Source organism: Thermostichus sp. MS-CIW-41 (genome assembly GCF_054058915.1).
The window spans coordinates 53,243-69,574 of record NZ_JBSSBO010000012.1 but is presented as its reverse complement, the minus strand read 5'-3'; the positions used below and the strand labels follow the sequence as shown (position 1 = coordinate 69,574).

General features: G+C 57.5%; 18 protein-coding genes and 2 pseudogenes. 7 read left to right on the top strand and 13 right to left on the bottom strand.

Annotation, left to right across the window (positions count from 1 at the left end):
• Positions 1–472: 472 nt before the first annotated feature.
• Positions 473–955 (bottom strand): ABA4-like family protein, encoded by a 483-nt coding sequence (locus tag ACVWXE_RS05770; protein WP_457489806.1) that lies wholly within the window; start codon positions 953–955, stop codon positions 473–475.
• Between the two features lie 137 nt (positions 956–1,092).
• Positions 1,093–1,527 carry a hypothetical protein gene (locus tag ACVWXE_RS05765; RefSeq protein ID WP_457489805.1) on the bottom strand — a complete coding sequence of 145 codons (435 nt, stop codon included), beginning with the start codon at positions 1,525–1,527 and terminating at the stop codon, positions 1,093–1,095.
• 148 nt (positions 1,528–1,675) lie between these two features.
• On the opposite strand from ACVWXE_RS05765, the gene ACVWXE_RS05760 reads away from it, so the two are divergent.
• Positions 1,676–1,939: a sulfiredoxin gene (locus ACVWXE_RS05760; protein WP_011432677.1), complete on the top strand. Its 264-nt coding sequence runs from the start codon at positions 1,676–1,678 to the stop codon at positions 1,937–1,939.
• Here the strand turns inward: ACVWXE_RS05760 and ACVWXE_RS05755 are convergent.
• The 4 genes from ACVWXE_RS05755 to ACVWXE_RS05740 form a co-directional block, all read right to left on the bottom strand.
• Positions 1,925–2,614, bottom strand: a complete 690-nt coding sequence (locus ACVWXE_RS05755) for a response regulator transcription factor (RefSeq protein ID WP_457407061.1) — start codon at positions 2,612–2,614, stop codon at positions 1,925–1,927. The two genes, ACVWXE_RS05760 and ACVWXE_RS05755, sit on opposite strands and share 15 nt — an antisense overlap.
• Before the next feature lie 190 nt (positions 2,615–2,804).
• Positions 2,805–3,593, bottom strand: coding sequence for an ABC transporter permease (locus tag ACVWXE_RS05750; RefSeq protein ID WP_457489804.1), 789 nt, complete (start codon positions 3,591–3,593; stop codon positions 2,805–2,807).
• Positions 3,590–4,372, bottom strand: a complete 783-nt coding sequence (cobA, locus tag ACVWXE_RS05745; protein ID WP_011432673.1) for a uroporphyrinogen-III C-methyltransferase — start codon at positions 4,370–4,372, stop codon at positions 3,590–3,592. Before cobA ends, ACVWXE_RS05750 begins: the two co-directional genes overlap by 4 nt.
• Before the next feature lie 64 nt (positions 4,373–4,436).
• Complete coding sequence (locus ACVWXE_RS05740; RefSeq protein WP_457489803.1) at positions 4,437–5,231, bottom strand: sirohydrochlorin chelatase; 795 nt, start codon at positions 5,229–5,231, stop codon at positions 4,437–4,439.
• A 142-nt stretch (positions 5,232–5,373) separates the two neighbouring features.
• On the opposite strand from ACVWXE_RS05740, the gene ACVWXE_RS05735 reads away from it, so the two are divergent.
• The 5 genes and pseudogenes from ACVWXE_RS05735 (at position 5,374) to ACVWXE_RS05715 (ending at position 9,350) form a co-directional block, all read left to right on the top strand.
• Positions 5,374–6,327: an asparaginase gene (locus ACVWXE_RS05735; RefSeq protein WP_414424459.1), complete on the top strand. Its 954-nt coding sequence runs from the start codon at positions 5,374–5,376 to the stop codon at positions 6,325–6,327.
• 574 nt (positions 6,328–6,901) lie between these two features.
• Positions 6,902–7,171 (top strand): hypothetical protein, encoded by a 270-nt coding sequence (locus ACVWXE_RS05730; RefSeq protein ID WP_238376915.1) that lies wholly within the window; start codon positions 6,902–6,904, stop codon positions 7,169–7,171.
• The gene (locus ACVWXE_RS05725) at positions 7,168–8,118 is read left to right on the top strand and encodes a hypothetical protein (protein ID WP_457489802.1); all 951 of its coding nucleotides are present in this window, start codon (positions 7,168–7,170) and stop codon (positions 8,116–8,118) included. The genes ACVWXE_RS05730 and ACVWXE_RS05725 overlap by 4 nt, the downstream gene beginning before the upstream one ends.
• Positions 8,091–8,378: pseudogene (locus ACVWXE_RS05720) on the top strand (BREX system ATP-binding domain-containing protein); the annotation flags it as partial. The gene ACVWXE_RS05725 and the pseudogene ACVWXE_RS05720, both read left to right, overlap by 28 nt.
• A gap of 87 nt (positions 8,379–8,465) precedes the next feature.
• Positions 8,466–9,350, top strand: a complete 885-nt coding sequence (locus ACVWXE_RS05715) for a hypothetical protein (RefSeq protein ID WP_414384302.1) — start codon at positions 8,466–8,468, stop codon at positions 9,348–9,350.
• A 33-nt stretch (positions 9,351–9,383) separates the two neighbouring features.
• On the opposite strand, the gene ACVWXE_RS05710 is transcribed toward ACVWXE_RS05715, so the two are convergent.
• The 7 genes and pseudogenes from ACVWXE_RS05710 to ACVWXE_RS05680 all read right to left on the bottom strand — a co-directional run bounded on the left by ACVWXE_RS05710 (position 9,384) and on the right by ACVWXE_RS05680 (position 14,537).
• Positions 9,384–10,064, bottom strand: a complete 681-nt coding sequence (locus ACVWXE_RS05710; RefSeq protein ID WP_414390730.1) for a DUF3318 domain-containing protein — start codon at positions 10,062–10,064, stop codon at positions 9,384–9,386.
• Positions 10,065–10,388: 324 nt separating this feature from the next.
• Positions 10,389–11,147 (bottom strand): hypothetical protein, encoded by a 759-nt coding sequence (locus ACVWXE_RS05705; RefSeq protein ID WP_457489801.1) that lies wholly within the window; start codon positions 11,145–11,147, stop codon positions 10,389–10,391.
• Positions 11,148–11,213: 66 nt separating this feature from the next.
• Entirely contained in the window at positions 11,214–11,753 is a 540-nt protein-coding gene (gene purE, locus ACVWXE_RS05700) for a 5-(carboxyamino)imidazole ribonucleotide mutase (RefSeq protein WP_414351697.1), read from the bottom strand.
• A 14-nt stretch (positions 11,754–11,767) separates the two neighbouring features.
• Positions 11,768–12,859 carry an L-threonylcarbamoyladenylate synthase gene (locus ACVWXE_RS05695; protein ID WP_457489800.1) on the bottom strand — a complete coding sequence of 364 codons (1,092 nt, stop codon included), beginning with the start codon at positions 12,857–12,859 and terminating at the stop codon, positions 11,768–11,770.
• Between the two features lie 24 nt (positions 12,860–12,883).
• Positions 12,884–13,726 (bottom strand): annotated as a pseudogene (locus tag ACVWXE_RS05690) (YihY/virulence factor BrkB family protein).
• Positions 13,727–13,765: 39 nt separating this feature from the next.
• On the bottom strand, positions 13,766–13,906 hold the full coding sequence (locus ACVWXE_RS05685) for a hypothetical protein (RefSeq protein WP_457489799.1): 141 nt from the start codon (positions 13,904–13,906) through the stop codon (positions 13,766–13,768).
• Complete coding sequence (locus ACVWXE_RS05680; RefSeq protein WP_414384413.1) at positions 13,881–14,537, bottom strand: chromophore lyase CpcT/CpeT; 657 nt, start codon at positions 14,535–14,537, stop codon at positions 13,881–13,883. Before ACVWXE_RS05680 ends, ACVWXE_RS05685 begins: the two co-directional genes overlap by 26 nt.
• Positions 14,538–15,262: 725 nt before the next feature.
• Here ACVWXE_RS05680 and rlmN point away from each other — a divergent pair.
• Positions 15,263–16,321 (top strand): 23S rRNA (adenine(2503)-C(2))-methyltransferase RlmN, encoded by a 1,059-nt coding sequence (gene rlmN, locus ACVWXE_RS05675; RefSeq protein WP_414330582.1) that lies wholly within the window; start codon positions 15,263–15,265, stop codon positions 16,319–16,321.
• The last annotated feature ends 11 nt before the right edge of the window (positions 16,322–16,332 follow it).

Genomic DNA, 16,332 nt, shown 5'->3' with positions numbered 1-16,332 from the left:
GCGGGATACCGCCATTCTGGTTGGAAACAAACAGAATGCTATCGCTGCATAGTTGAACAGTGATGTTCAGCAGTGTTCAGCGTAAATGTATCAGTATGTCAGGGTTTCAGAATACAAGAATTCGGTTACCGAAAAACTGGGTTTGAAGCCCCGCCCTTTAAAGCGGCTTTGTGCTACGCTGCCTGCAGTGCCAGGGTAGTCAGCCGCTCTCGCCCACAGCAGCACAGGGCGCATTGTTCGCGTAAACGGGCTGTAGGCCCTAAACCCGACAGCCTGACGGTTGGATCCGACCTCAGTGGGTTTTGTGGTTGTTGTTTACAACGGCACCTAAAGGCACTCGGGAACCACCCTGTGTGCTGGCGAGTACGTAGCGCTGGGGAGCTGCGTGGCAGCAACGTTGAGGTCGAGGATGATCCCACGCTGCTCATTTTGCACCCTGTGCATCGGAAAGAGCTATAAAGCCAAGCAGGGGCTAGATGGATTCTTGCGGCACTTCTGAGCCTTTTTCAGGTTGAGCAACACTGGGCCGGTTCTGGCGAGTTGCTTGTACAATCGCCACCGTAAGCAAATGGGAGAGCAGACCCACAGGCCCAGCAAACAAGCACAAAATCAGGGAATGGGTTGTCCATACTCGCTTATCCCACCCTTCCAAGAAGATCCAGCGGCCCACAAACAAATCCATGACGATGTAGTGGACCCATCCCGTCGCCATAACAGAGGGTTGACTGAATAGGCCAGTTAAGCTGGTCAGAGACAGTTGAGGGTTGGAAAATTCCTTGAGAACATCCGCGTTGAACCCGGTGACCAAAAGATACAAATAAACCGCCGCCAAAATAGCGATGGGCAAAAGCGATTCCATCACCTTGCGGGTTACCTTCCAACCCGGCAACAGAATCATCATTGCCCAAAAGGGCAGAGCAAACCAGTTGGCCCCGTTAAAGATCATCTCCAGCATGCTTGGAACCCCCAACGCTACCTGTCCATTATCGGCCTAATGCCCCCTGGGGATCCCTGCAGTGGTGGGTAGGAATGGATAGGAGCTATTCCTGACTTGCCCTGAAGTTTTTTCTGAAGCTAAAGGGATCCCGGCCTCTATTCCGGTTGGCGGAGCCTAGCAGTCGCAATGGAGCTGACCGCACGGCCACTGTCGGTGGTGGCAACAATGCAGGAAATCCGGGATCCAGTGTCGGTCATGGCCCAGAAGCTGCTGATGCTTTTGGCGGTAGAGGTGGGTTGAGCCGGGCCGATGGGGGATTCTACTGCCACAGAGTCTGGGGATTTCTCCTGAGAAGGGAGCAACACCACAGGTTCCTCACCCCGTTGAGCTGCTGCAACTTTTGGGGCGGGATGTTCTGGTGTGGGCTCAGGGGCTTCTTCTTTGCGGGCGGCCTCTGCAGCAGGGACATTCCGGGGAGAGGGCTGCTGAACCAGCCTCTTGTCAAGGGGTGGTCGTGGCGCGGCAGCGGGGGGTGCAGGGGGGGCTTGGCCGGCGATCTTTCCCCATAAGGCTTTGAGGAGTTGCCACATGGCTGGGTTGGCTACTGAGGGAGAGAGCAGTGAGGAATGGTGTTATCCTGCCATGCTCTGGCCTGAGAATCCATCCCCTCTGCCAGTCTTGATAGAGCAAAGTCATAACGAGTATGATTAAGTAGCTTGCTTAGGGAGAAAGTTCAACATGGCGCAGATTCGCGAGATTCCCCTTGCCCAAATTCGCCGCCCTTTGCCGCGGCAAACGGATCCGGATAAGGTGCAGGCGCTGATGGCTTCCATTGAAGCAGTCGGCCTACAGGAGCCCATTGAGGTTTTGGAAGTGGAAGGGGAGTATTATGGGTTCTCCGGCTGCCATCGCTACGAGGCATTTGTCCGCTTGGGCAAGGAGCGGATCCCCTGCCGGGTGCGAAAAGCGCCACGTGCTGTTTTGAGGCTACACCTGGCCTGAAAGGGATCCCTTCTGGCCCGGCTCCTCTTGGGCGGTGTAGCCCCGTTCGTAGGCAAAACGCACCAGTTGCGAGCGATTTTCCAAAGAAAGCTTGCTGAGGATGTTGGTCAGGTGAGTTTGCACAGTGCGCGGGCTGATGAACAGCTTCTCGCCGATTTGCTTGTTGGTGAAGCCGCGAATGACTTCCCGAAAGACCCGCTCTTCGGCAGGGGTCAGGGGCAATTCGGGTGGAGTGGGTCGGGGGGCCGCTTCCGGTTTTGGCTGGGACTGCTGTTGGATCAGCCGCAGAATTTCCGATTGGGTGCGGCGGGAGCGTTCAATCTGGGCCTCGATTTTGGCCACCAGTTCCAGGGGTTCAAAGGGCTTGATGATGTAGTCATCCGCCCCCCGCTCATAGCCCTGAACCCGGTCATCGATCTCTCCCCGCGAAGAGAGAAAAATGAAGGGGACGAGCTCGCCGCCGCGCTGTTGGCGCAGCTGTCGGCAAAACTCGAAGCCGTCCATTTCCGGCATCACCACATCTGAAACCACCACATCCGGCTGCTCTTGGGCAAACAGACGCAACCCTTCTACACCCGAAGCGCCTGTAGAAACCCGATAGCCATGCTGAGTCAGGTGGCGGCTCAGCACCTTCAGGGAGAGGGGATCGTCATCTACGACCAGTACACGCTTCATGAGAACCCGAGGAGGCTGTTAGGGAAAAGGGTAAAGCGCTATTCACCTGTTATCTGTCGCTATTTTAGGGAGACGGACAGGATTCGTCATTTGGCTGGGGTGCCTTGACCCATAATAGTGGTTTCAAGGGTGGCCTGGTTGAAAGCTGAAGACTACGGTAGCTGTGAAATGAGGGACTGAACCTGGCCCTCTAAGCTCCCATTCCTGAGTACTGTTGCAAGCCTTTGCGCCACAACCAGCGGTTAGCCAGCCAGAGCAGGCCCGTCCAGGCCAGGCCCATGCCAAAGCCGCCCAGAATATCCACCGGGATCCCTGCCCAGAGGCTGGCGGGAAAGTGCACCAGGTAGGGGAAGGGTGTCCAGGCCAAGAGCTGGCGCACGGGGGGTGGGAACACCTCCAGAGGAGCAATCACCCCCGAGAAAAACAAGTACACCAAAAAATGGAATTGCTCCAAGGCCGTCACCCGTTCCACCCAAAAGGCCAGCAGCGCCAGGGTGTACTGCATGAGAAAGCGCAGGGCAAAAGCCAGGAGAATGGCCAGGGATCCCAGCCCCGCCTGGGCCCAAGAGGGGATCCAAAAGGCAGGGGGGTAGAGGACGAAGAAAAGGGCGATTAAAACCAGGGTAAAGGGGAGACGGGCCAAGCGCTCCATCAGGTGGCTGGCCACATGGTGCCAAGCGGGATCCAGAGGCTGCAACAGGCGAGGAGATAATTTGCCTTCGACCACCTCTCGCTCAAAGTCCCAGATGACCCAGACGATGGTGAACTGGCGCACCAGGAACACCGCCAGAAAGTAGCGGATGAACTCCAGAGCAGACAGCGAGAAGTCTCCTGAGCGGGCTGCCTCGCTCCACACCCCCATCATGATCAGGGGCAGGGATCCGGCCAACACCCACAGGATCAGCTCGGCCCGGTACTCCAGCATGTAGGCGTAGTAGGCGGAGAAGAGGGCACCCAACTTGCGAAAGAAGGCGTTCATGGAGATTCCGGTTGCGCAAGCGCTGCGGAGCAATACGAGACTGGCGGACGCAAAGTGGGCAACAAGCTGGCCAGGCTGACCACCGCTCCCACCACAACAATTGAAGGCGGTGCTACGGGCGAGGGCTGCCCAGCCAGAGTCTGCAGGCGGAGCAGATGAATCTCTTGCTCAGGGGTGGTGCCCCAGCGGATCAGGGCAACCGGGGTATCGGGAGCTTTCCCTCCGGCCAACAATTCAGCGGCAATGTGGCTGAGGTTGTGCATGCCCATGTAGATCACCAGGGTTTCCACCGCCCCGGCCAAAGCCCGCCAATTGACCTGAGGGCGGTATTTCCCTGCCGCCTCATGTCCGGTAACAAAAGCAACTGAGGAGCTGAGGTCGCGATGGGTGAGAGGGATCCCGGCATAGGCGCTGGCGGCAATGCCCGCCGTAATTCCCGGCACCACCTCCACCGGGATCCCGGCCTGCACCAGAGCCAACATCTCCTCGCCGCCTCGCCCAAAGATGAAGGGATCCCCCCCTTTGAGCCGCACCACCACGGCTGCCGTCCGAGCTTTCTCCATCAGCAAGGCTGTGATCTGCTCCTGGGGCAAGGTGTGAGCGCCGCAGTGTTTGCCAGCATAGATCCGTTCTGCCGTCGGCGGGATCAGCTCCAGGATGGAGGATCCCACCAGAGCATCGTAGATGACCACATCCGCGTGGGCGAGTAGCGCCTTTCCCTTCACCGTCAGCAGCCCTGGATCCCCAGGCCCTGCCCCCACCAAATACACTTTGCCCATCTCAAGTCCTGGTCGCGTCATTGCTGTTGGAAATATCCATTTTGAGGGAACGGGAAAGATTCGGCTATTCCAGCGCCGGGCTAAAAGCCTGGAGTGTCTCCACAATGGCCTGCATCAGTTGAGGATCCCGCCAGAGGGGCGGCTCCACCTGGATTTGGAGCAGAGGCCATTCCCGCTGTAATCGCTGAGCCTGTTCTTGTAGGGTGCGCAGCAGACCGCCTGGAAAGAGAAAAAACGGCAGCACCCGCAGGCGGTATTGGCTGAGGCGCAAGCAATGGATCACAGCCGCCTCCAAAGTGGGGGACTGGGCAGCAAAAGCCACATGCAAGGGGATCTCGGGCAAGCGCCGTTGCACAGTTTGGATCCCTGCTTGGAGCTGGGCGGCAAACCCCGGCAGACGGCTGCCATGGCCGAGCACAATCCAGGCATCTGCCCGTTCGCCGGATTGCCTGAGCGTTGCAGAGCAAGAGGGCTGTGGAGCCAGAATGCGAGCCACCAACAGATCCAGGAGGGCCGGGTGCTGGCCAATGGGAGGCGTTAACCGGATGGGCAGGCGCGGCCAGCGAGCTTGAACCTGCTTCACCGCAGCCGGTAAATCCTCTTCCACATGGGATCCCTCGCCCATAAACAGCGACAGCAGCACCACTTGATCGGGAGATCGGCCTGCGCCCAGCCAAGCTGCCAGCCGTCCTTGAATCTGTTCGGCCAGGGTGAGAGGCTGACCTTCCAACTGGGCCAGCTCCACCGGCTGAGGGGCCAGCTGCTGCTGCACCCGGGCCAACAAATCTGCCAAAGCCTGCTGATAATCGGGATCCCGGCTGCCGTGACAGACCAAAAACACCAGGGGATTGGAGGACATGGCAGAGGTTAGGGATCCCAGCGGAACGGCTCTATTTTGCCACTTTAGGGGATCCCGCCAACTTCTCGCGTAGGATCTGCGCGTATGATTTGAAGAGTACACACCCTCTTTCCCAGCTTCGTCAGCCCTTTCCCAGGTTTTCATGTCATTTGAGAATCGTTCCACCGCCCCTGAACTCTTAATCCATGTCTTGCGGGAGGGGTTGACCGAATCTATCCATCATTGCCAAGCTGTCGTGGCCGATAGCCGCGGGCGTTCTCTGGCCATGGCCGGCAACAGCACCACCCCCGTCTTTGCCCGTTCTGCCCTCAAGCCTTTCCAAGCGCTGGCCATGCTCTCCACCGGCATCCGCGAGCGCTACCGCCTCACTGAGAAAGATATTGCCATCATGTGCGGATCCCATCAGGGCACCACGGCTCATGCGCGGCAGGTGTTCAGTATACTGTGGCGGGCCGATCTGTCTCCCGATTTGCTGGTCTGCCCCACCCCACCCGGCAAGCCCAGCCCCCTGTGCCACAACTGCTCCGGCAAACATGCTGGCATGCTCGTGGCCAGCCGCGCCCAAAACTGGACCTTGTCAGACTACGCCCAGCGGCAGCATCCGGTGCAAGCCCTGGTGCGGGCCAAGTTGGCGGATTTGCTGCAAATGCCCTCGGAGGAGTTTTTGTTTGCGCGGGATGACTGTGGGGTGCCCACCTACCAACTGCAACTGAATCACCTGGCCTCCCTATTCGCCCAACTGACTGCTGGCGAGCGGCCCGACTTGGAATCGGTAGCACGGGCCATGACCCATCACCCGGAGATGGTGGCTGGACAAGGGTGTTTCGACACGGAATTGATGCGGGCCACTCAAGGGGATCTGGTGAGCAAATCGGGTGCTGAAGGGATCCAGTGCATTGGCCGGGTGGGGGAAGGCATGGGCCTGGCCATCAAGGTTCAGGATGGAGCCGCCCGGGCCAAGTATGCCCTGGCTTTGCACCTGCTGCAGCGCATGGGCTGGATCCAGCCTGCCGCCGCCGAGATGCTGGGGGAGCGCTTCCTTCGCGTCGGCCCCTACACCCGCCTCGAGGTAGAAGGGGAGCTGCGCATGCCTTGAAGAGCCGGAGGTGGGAAGGCCTTGCACCCAAACTCTTGGTGATGCTAGTTTTATCGAAGAAAAGGCCCAAAAACTAATGATTGAAGCCCTCTTCAAGACTCTTGACGACGAGCTAGGCAAGCTATTTGCCCTGACTAAGAAAGCAAAGGAGACCGCAGGGAAAGCCCAAGTCGCTTGTAAAGGAGGGCAAGTTCCAGCCCTGAGCCGCCAGCTACAAGGCTGTAGCTCTGTCCTCAGCGAGGCTCTTTCCCAGGTGGAGACGGTAAGACAAGCCCTTGAACAAACCCAGCAGGTTTTGGAGAGAACTTCTCTTGAAGAACTTGCTAGCGAGGTAGGAGAACGAGTCGGCCAGCCTTGGCTGCCTACGGAAAGCCCCCATGTCTTTGTAGCTTTCCCCGCCTTAGTGCGCTTTTCCAGGGAGGGAGTGCGCATAGATCGCAAGCTTCTACGCTCTCAACGGCCCAGTGCCATTGCAGAGAAGATTCTCCGAGCAAGAATGACCAAAGGGAAAGAAACTAATCCAGAGGTAGTTCTTGAACGCATCTGGAAAGCGGCAAAAATTGCAGCGGGTTACTTGAGAAAGTCAAGCGCAGAGCTGCCTCGTTCTCTTCAAGTACCTGCTCGCGATGTCTTCGAGGTGCTCCACCTCAACAACCCAGACTACACCGAAGTGGAGTTTACGCGGCATCTTTACCTCTTGGATCGAAATGGCACCAACCATGTGGAGGGCTACCGCTTGATCTTCTCCGCGTCTACAGGCACGCGCTCGGGTCGCTACTACCGCATTCGAGACGAAGCTGGGGTGGAGCACGCCTACTATCTTTTGGAGTTTGAGAAGCTATGAGCGAAGAGGGCCAGGGTCGGCTAGAGCCTGATTTGTGGCTGCGCTGTCTGGAAGAAGACTACTTGCGTTCTTTTATCCCTGAAGGTGGTGCCACTGTCAAGCTGGCCGTTGTTCCGAAAGATTCCTACTCTTGGGTGCGGAAAGCGCTGCTGGAAAAGCTTAACCAGTATTCCTTTCATATTTTTGATTTGACAGAGGAGTGCTTAAAGCTGCATTCAGTCGAACAGCTTTGGTTTGCCCTTGCTCAGAGAGTAGATTGGGAGACTTTTGTCAAAGATCTGCGCTTCAACATTCTCCAAAAAATTGGATACCCTCCCAGGCTAGATCTGCAGGACTGCACTTTAGAGCAGTTGGCCGAATTCTATCAGATTGAAGCCCGTGAGATCAAACTAGAGTTTCAGCGGGAAATTAAGAGAGGTATTTTTCTGGATTACTCACTAGCCCTTGACTTTCGCAAAGCCATAGTCCGACTTGTCTACGAACCCCTTCAAAGCCCAGGCACTCTGGAAGGTCTATGCTCTGCAATTCAAGAGTGGCTTAAAGGTACGCTGAGCTCTATCAGCCGGGTGCGTGAAGCGGCTATTTTTCGAAAGATTGACAGGACAAATGCTCGAGAGATTCTACTTTCTTTCTTAAGACTATTTACACGACGATCCGGCTTAGTAGCAGTCCTTGTCAGCTTGCTTCACTACTACGAGCGGACCCCCAGTGGACGCCCTAACTTTACCAGTCGACAAATCCTTGAGCTCTACGAGACTTTGCGTGAGTTTATCGATGCGGAGAGTGAACTAGAAAAAACTGTGTTAATTTTCTTAGCTCCTCCAGAGTTTATTGAATCTGAGCGTCTGTCTTATCATAGATATCGAGCTTTGCAAACTCGAATTGAGAATGAGGTTTCTTCTCTTCAAAAGCCTAATCCATGCACAGCTATGGTGCAGCTTCTATGAATGTAGCGATTGCAGCTAGGCGGGCCATTGAAGCCCTACGAAATGGCGTTCCTAACCGGTTCGCAGTTGCAGAACTTGGCTCTTGGCAGTATCAGATTGAGGAGCGTTTTCAAGAGCTGTGCAAGGGTGCTAGTTCAGGCCCTGCAGGAATGCTGATAAAGGGGGATTTTGGGACAGGCAAGTCCCATCTTCTACTAACCCTGCAGGAGCGAGCAAGGAAGAATAATTTTGCCACCTCCCTAGTTGTCGTCTCCAAAGAGTTGCCCCTCGGTAACCCCAATCGCCTGATTCCCCGCCTCCTTGCCCAGGTCGAGCTCCCTGACATGGTTGAGCGTGGGATCCAAGGCATGGCAGCCCGGCTACAGTACTCCTCGCCTTCTTTCCAGAAGTTCCAGCTTTGGGTTAACCAGTGGCAGTTTGGGTCAGGCTGGTGGCCGGCCACCTTGGCTCTGTACCAAAGGTTAGGAGGCGATGACGAGAAGCTAGACGCCATTGTCCGCTTTTGGGCTGGTGAGCCCACTCTGAAGTCCTCAGAGGTAAGGCGAAGCCTACGGGATCACGGCTTGGCAGGTGCTTATCCCATTGGCAAGCTACCCCCTGCAGAAAGCCTACACTGGCAGCGCCTGGCCTTCTGTGCCCAGCTATGTCGGGCCATAGGGTTTGGGGGCTTGGTGGTTTTGGTGGATGAGATTGAGCTTATTGCCCAGTACAGTCTTCTTCAGCGGGTCAAGTCGTACCGCGTTCTTGGGCACTTGTTTGGTACAACAACCCTGCCTGAAGAAATAAAGAAAGCTCCGCTGGTTTTCGTAGGAGCAGTAACCCGCGATTTCGAGAGGGTCATTCTACAAGAAAAAGGAGATTGGGAGAAAGCACCTAAGATAGCTCTCCAGAAGCATATGTCTGAGGAAGTCGTAAAGGCCGGCATGGAGGCTATTAGCCAAGCTACCCCTCTCTGTTCCTGCTTAGAAGCCCGCGAGGCCATTCAATCCATGTGGCATAGGGTAGCGGATCTCTACCAGAAAGCTTATCCCGATTGGGTACGCCCATCGCTGCCACAGCTTCCTGAGCTCTACAGCACAACCACTGTGCGGTCAATTATTCGCCGCTGGATTACGGAGTGGGATGTGCGTCGGTATTACAGCCCCGATACAGAAATTGTGATTGTAGAAGATGAGGCGATCAAGTCTACCCCAACTGAGGAGCTTCCAGAGTTGGAAGAGGACGAAGAATAAGCCCAGTCAATCCCTAACTAGCTTTGAGAGGCCTCAGCGCTGGAAGGGGTTTTGATAAGGATTGGGGTTGGAGCTCTGGCCTTTGTTGCGGTACTTGGGGTTGATGGTTAGAGTGCCGGATCCCAAACCCCGCTGCGCCAAGAACTCCAGGTTGCGGCGGCGCATGGTGGTGTCGTAGTCGTTCTTGACGCGATCTTCGAGGATGGCCACCTGCTGCAGCGCGCTCAGCAAGATAGCAGCAGCTTGCTCGGAGGTGTAGCCATTCTGGGAGGCATAGCGCACGGCAAACTCGTCGGCTGCTACCTGGGCCTTCTGGCCCTTCTCCGCTTTGCGCAACAGAAACACCGCTGACGCGGCCAAGCCTGCTGCTAAGCCAACGCCGAGGTTATCTCCCATCTGCAGCTCTACCAAAATGCCCATGCTGCCGGCCCCGATCAAGGCGGGATACAGCAACAACGCCGACCAGTTATCCCCCAAAGCCAGCTCTGTGGCCATCACCGCTTCTCGCAAGAAGTAGATCTTCTGCTGGTCAGGGCTCAGCTTCTGCCAACGGCTGAGGTCAATGGCAAAGCGAGAGTACTTTTGCCAGGGGAAGCGCCACAACGGCTGCACAACCCGAGACTGGTCAGGGGTGCCGATCTCGATCTGCACTTCAGGGCGGATCTCCACTGGGAGAAACTGGATCAGGCGGTCAAAGTCGGAAATGGTATACATGCTGGCACAGTGCGGCTAAGGGAGCGCCTGGAGAGGATTACCCATAGTAAAAGATTCTAGCCTTCCTTGCAGGCCAGCTCCAAGCAAGCTTTTTGCAATAGGGCTGGCGGCAGAGGGACAAGCCTGAGCCTAGATGGAAAGGGGGTATGCCGCGTAACATACTCCCGACCCTGTAGCTAGCTTCCCGCAGGGTTGCTACGCATACAGCGCGGGGCTTCTCGGCGGTTTAGCTAAACCTGAGGTGAGCAATCTATTTGGCGGATTGCCCAAGGGACTGAATTTATCATCCCAGTCAAACCCTTGAGGACCAAGACAGCCGTTATCTTAGTTTGAAGAGGGATCCCTGCTGGGGTGTTTGAGATTGGTCAAATCGTTGAGGCGGCGCAGGATCCCCCATCCCTGTAGGGCCTCCAGCAGGGCTTCCCGCACAACCGCTACCGTCTCTTGGTCGAGGGCCAACCGCAGATAATCCACCGCCAGCCGGGTTTGCTCGGGATCCAAGTGAGACATTAAACTCTGCAAGCGGCGAACGCCCGCCAGCCGTCGGAAGGGATCGGGAGAAGCAATGTCGCTGAGGTCGCGCTCCAATTGAGACCGTTGCCGCTCTTGTCGGCCCCTGAGCCACTCCCCAAACAGCAGCGACAACAAGGCTAGAGTGGCCAATCCCTGTAGAATGGCACCGGTGGCCAGCCAGCGTTGGGTGGATTCTGCCCAGATGGAGATGAGGGTGTAGGTGCCCAAGGTGGCGGCTGCTCCCGAACCAATTGCCAGCAAAAGCCAGCGATCCGCCTGCCGAAACCAAGCTTGCCACTCCTGCCAGCGGCGGTTGAACTCAGGGCTGCGCATCCCCTGTAGCCCCAACATCACCAAGGTACCCACCCCCAAAGAAAGAGCCAGCCGCCCGTTCCAGAAGGCCAGCCCAGCCAATGCCAAGCCCGACAGGGCCAGAACCCGCCATTGCGGCCCTGCTAGGATCCACAGAGCAACTTGGGATCCCGTCTCCACTGCCCCACGCCCCACCCGCTGCAGATACTCTGACCAGGATCCCTGGCCGGAAGAAGGGCGACCCGATTGATGCTTCACCGATGGCAACTCCCAAAACTCGGCCCTATCTGGCCCTTTGCAAGCGGCAAGATAGATCAACGCTCCTTAAATTATGCTCTTATGCTTTATAGAGTCGAGGTAGGCTTTCCACCCTTGGGTTTGCAACTGGTCGTTTTTCTCCTGCACCGCCTGTTTTAGGCTTTCCCGATAGGCGATCACCCGCCGGAGCAGATCGGGATCTCCACTGGCTAGGATCTGCACCGCCAACAGACCCGCGTTGTAGCCGTTGCCAATGGCCACCGTGGCCACCGGGATCCCTTTGGGCATTTGCACAATTGAGTACAGGGAGTCGATCCCCTGCAGGGATGGGCTGAGCACCGGCACCCCGATCACCGGCAGGGGGGTGAGAGAGGCCACCATCCCCGGCAAATGGGCTGCTCCCCCTGCCCCGGCAATGATGACGCGGATCCCTTGGGTATGGGCGCGGCGGGCAAACTCTACCATGGCCTCGGGGGTGCGGTGGGCGCTGAGGATCTGCATCTGGTAAGGGATCCCAAACTCCTCACACACCTGGGCGGCAGGTGCAAGGGTGGGCAAATCGGAATCGCTGCCCATTACGATGGCAACGAGGGGGGAGAGTTCCATATCGCTAAGCGACGCTAACGCGAAAGGCTGCTGGCCCGGCGTAGCCGATCCATCATCGCATAGCCCAACCCCGTCGAGATGGGTGGGGGCTCTGCCAGCAGGAGCGTAGCATCTCCCTCATCCAGTCGGCGCAGGCTGGCAAAGAGGGCGCGGGCGGCTGCCTTGGGATCCAAACCCAAACACTCCAAACTGAAAGTGATCCCCGGCCAATGGCGGGAGAGGGTGTTCAGCAGAGCCTGCGGATCCGTGGCAAAGCTGAGGATGCCCAGGTGGGAATGACCGGTTGTCAGGTGCTGCACCTGTTGCCAATCGCCGGGCTGAAGCTGGGCAAAAGGGGTGGGCAAAAGCCGGAGGGGCTTACTGGGGGCATAGTGGCTGCTCAGTCGTCCCGGCGCTTCTGGCGGGCCCGTTGTGCCATCCTTGGGGGCCTGTTCTGGGGGCAACCGGATGGGCAACCCCAGGTGGGCCTCCAGGGCTTCCGGTGGGATCCCTCCTGGGCGCAGCAGCGTCGGGATCCCTTCGGGGCTGAGCTTCAGCACGGTGGATTCTAGGCCCACGGCACACTCTCCCCCGTCCAAGATGTAGGGGATCCGCCCTCCCAACTCTGCATAGACGGCCTGGGCTGAGGTGGGGCTGATGCGGCCAAAGCGATTGGCACTGGGGGCAGCCAAAGGGGTTTGCACTGCCTGCAACAAAGCTTGAGCCACCGGGTGAGCAGGCACCCGCAGGGCAACAGTAGGCAACCCGCTGCTCACCAGATCCGGCACGGTGGGACACTTGGGCAGCACCAAAGTCAGGGGCCCCGGCCAGAAGGTGTCGATCAGGGATCCCAGCAGAGCACGGGCGGCGGGAGTAAAAGCCGACACGTCCACCAGCCACCCCTGCAATTGCTCTAGGGTCACCCCAGCCGGCAGATGCAGGATCAGGGGATCGAAGCGGGGGCGCTCCTTGGCGGCAAAAATGTTCGCCACTGCCTGCTCATCCAAGCCATGGCCCGCCAGGCCGTAAACCGTCTCCGTGGGGATGGCCACCAACTGGCCCCGCAGCAAGGCCGCAGCCGCTACGGCAATGTGCTCAGGAGTGGGCGAAAGAATTTCCGTCTGCATCCATGACTCGGATTTGGGGTGGGGCTAGGGATCCCGTTCTGCAATCCATTTTTGCGCCTGGTAGAGGGCGATGTTGATCTGATCCCCAAACAGCAGCGCCAAGGAAGTGAGCCAAACCCAGAGCAGCAGCACAATAACTGCCCCCACCGCCCCGTAGACTTGGTTGAACTGCCCAAAGTGCTCCACGTAAATCCGCAGCCCCCAAGACACCCCAACCCACAGTAGGCTGGCCACGATGGCCCCCAGCCAAATCGGCATTTGGGGTCGGCGCAAGCTGGGGCCAAATCGATACAGCACCCAGCAGGAGAAGACGACCAGCCCCAAGGAAATTGGCCAAGTGAGGATCCCCCACAAGTTCAACCCCAGCTCTCGCAAGGGATCCAACTGAGTCGGCCCGCCAACTTCCTGGGCTAAGGATCTCGCTTTCATGGCCAAGAAGCGCAAAAAGCTGGCACTGAACAAAAAGATCAAGCTGGCCAGTCCGGTCAACCCCAGGGTGGCGAGCATCCAAACCAGCGAGATCAGCTTGTGTCTCCAGAAGGGACGGCGCCTATCTTGAGGGATCTCATGGCTGAGATCCAAAGCTGTCATCACCGCCCCCATGGCTCCAGAAGCAGCCCACAGGGTGCCCAAAAAGCTGAGGGACAACAGCCCCCGTTCGCGTCAGCGGTGCGGAGCACTTTTTTGCCCGAAGCGGAGCTCGCGCACATACCGATCCAAAAGCGCCAGAGCCTCTTGGGGAGCAATTTGGCTCAACTGCTCCATCAAGCGCTCGAAGGCTTGCTCAGAGGAGCCGACAAACAGCCCAACCCCGGTCAGGAGCGTGAGGATGAAGGGGAACAGCGCCAACATCGAGCTATAGGCCATTTCAGAGGCCAGGCCAATCGCGTAAGCGGGACGGAGTCCTTACAGCCGGTAGCGCATCGCGTTTTCCCAGGCCAACCGCAGGGTTAGCCAGACCAACTCTCGCCGGGAAGTCCGTCCTGACGACGCGAACGGGATCCCCAGCGCCCGCAGCTGCTCAACCAGTCGCTCCAGCAGCCTCATGGTTCAGCACTTCAGCCCACCGGGGTAGGTACTGGGAAAAATCCTGTTTTTTGACAAACCGAAAAGGCCCGGATAGGGATCCCCAGATCACTTGATCGGTCTCCGGATCCCGACCTTGATCCAAGCTGTGAAAGTAGTCGGCTCCGATCTCAAACTCGCTGTACAAATAGGTGGTTCTGCCTTTGCGTTCAACAATACAGCCTTTGCCGGGCAGGCTGCGGCCCCGATAGCAGGATCCCGTCCATTCCACCTGGGTGACACAGCCGGGCAAGAGTTCCAACTCCGCTGCTGTCAGACCGGCCAATTTCCCCTTCGCGTAAGCGTTGCTTAGCAACAACTCCCGACCGGCGCACCTGTAGGAGTCAGGAGCTGTCAGAGCATAGTTTTGAATCCGGATCCCATCTGGAGTATCGAAGAGGTGGATCACCCGCTGCCGGTAGGGCTGCTCAGGATAAATGTCGTACAGTTGCTCCACGTAAAACCCCACCCCCTGCAACACCGACCAAGGCAAGGGGCATTGGTACACATGAATGTTGGCAAACCAGACGGGCTCTGCGAGCGCCTGCTGCAGGTTGTTGAAGTGCCCTGCCATCCAGGTGGCCAGTTGGGCCAGTTGGGGGGAAACAGACATAGGTTCAGATGGATTCAATGGATTGAAATCGAGAAGATTCAGATCAAGCGCTCCTGATCCTGCAGACTTTGTCCAACTGTCAGGGACTCCGTCCCGATGGCGCACTCCATAACACACTCTACAAAACTACACCAGGGAATAGCTTGGTAGCCCTGTACTTGAGTGCGGGGTGGAAAAGCCCTTGGGCAACTTGATTTAAATTTAAGGGAATTTAAGGGATTTAAGAGAGCATTGTTGCTTACCGTCACCCGCCCTGTCTCTGGCGGAGTTGTTGCCATGGGCAGGGGAACCGCAACCCTGTGGCGACGAGGCCGTTCGCGCCACTCGGACGGAGTTCTTGAAGGGGATTGGGTTGCAGGGACAGGCTAGAGTAGAGGAGCCGGACTCCTGTGCCTGATACATTTACGCTGAACACTGCTGAACATCACTGTTCAACTATGCAGCGATAGCATTCTGCTTGTTTCCATTCGCGTTAGCGGGACGGAGTCCAAACAGAATGGCGGTATCCCGCAAAGCTTTGAGTAGAATACCCAAAGCGCAGTTTCCGTGTCGTCTTACTACCAATTTTCTGCTTTGCTTTGGCTACCATGTTGGCAGACTCGAAAGTAAACAGAAAGATCAACTGGTAGTAATCCGTACTGAACATATTATACATTATTTTCAGTATAGTTGAGCTTATTATTGACTAGAGTCATGCTCTTGAGATCTCGTCTAAGATGGTATTGATGTCGGCCCTACCCATTCCCCTGCTGGGGCAGTCCTTGTCTGCTCTGAAAGACTGGGCGGTTGCCCAAGGACAGCCGGCCTATCGCGGGCAACAACTGCATGCTTGGATCTACCAAAAAGGGATCCGCTCCCTGGAACAGGTGACGGTGTTTCCTAGGGCTTGGCGAGAGGCGGTGCAAAGCTACCCAGTGGGACGCTCGCGCATTGTGCAGCGGACAGAGGCCCGCGATGGTACTGTGAAGTTTCTGCTGGGGTTGGCGGATGGGCAGTTGATCGAAACGGTAGGGATCCCAACGGCCAAGCGTCTGACGGTCTGCGTCTCTTCTCAGGTGGGCTGCCCGATGGCCTGCGATTTCTGTGCCACCGGCAAGATGGGCTACCGGCGCAACCTAGAGCTGCACGAGATTCTGGATCAGGTGTTGACGGTGCAGGAAGATTTTGGCCGTCGCGTCAGCCATGTGGTCTTTATGGGCATGGGGGAACCCCTGCTCAACCGCGATACGGTGGTACAAGCCATCCGCAGCCTGAATCAAGATATCGGCATCGGCCAACGGCATATCACCCTCTCGACGGTGGGGGTACCCCGGCAAATTGCCTGGCTGGCGCAGCAGGATCTGCAAGTTACCCTGGCCGTCAGCTTGCATGCCCCCAATCAAGACCTGCGGCAACAGCTGATCCCTTCGGCAGCCCACTACCCTCTGGACACTCTGATCCAGGATTGCCGCGACTACATGCTGCGCACCGGGCGGCGAGTCAGTTTTGAATATACCCTGCTGTCGGGGGTCAACGATCTGCCCATTCATGCCCGCCAACTGGCGCAATTGCTGCAGCAGGCCAGCCGGTCAGGGGTGCAACTGCACGTGAACCTGATCCCTTACAACCCCATCTCTGAAGCTGACTATCAACGCCCCCACCCGACACGGGTCAGAGAGTTCGTCCGCCAGCTCGAACAGCACCAAGTGCGGGCCACTGTGCGCCAAACCCGTGGTTTGGATGGCAATGCCGCATGTGGTCAACTGCGGGGATCCTTCCTGCGTTCTTTGCCAGGGGATTTGTAATCGCCGCGCAA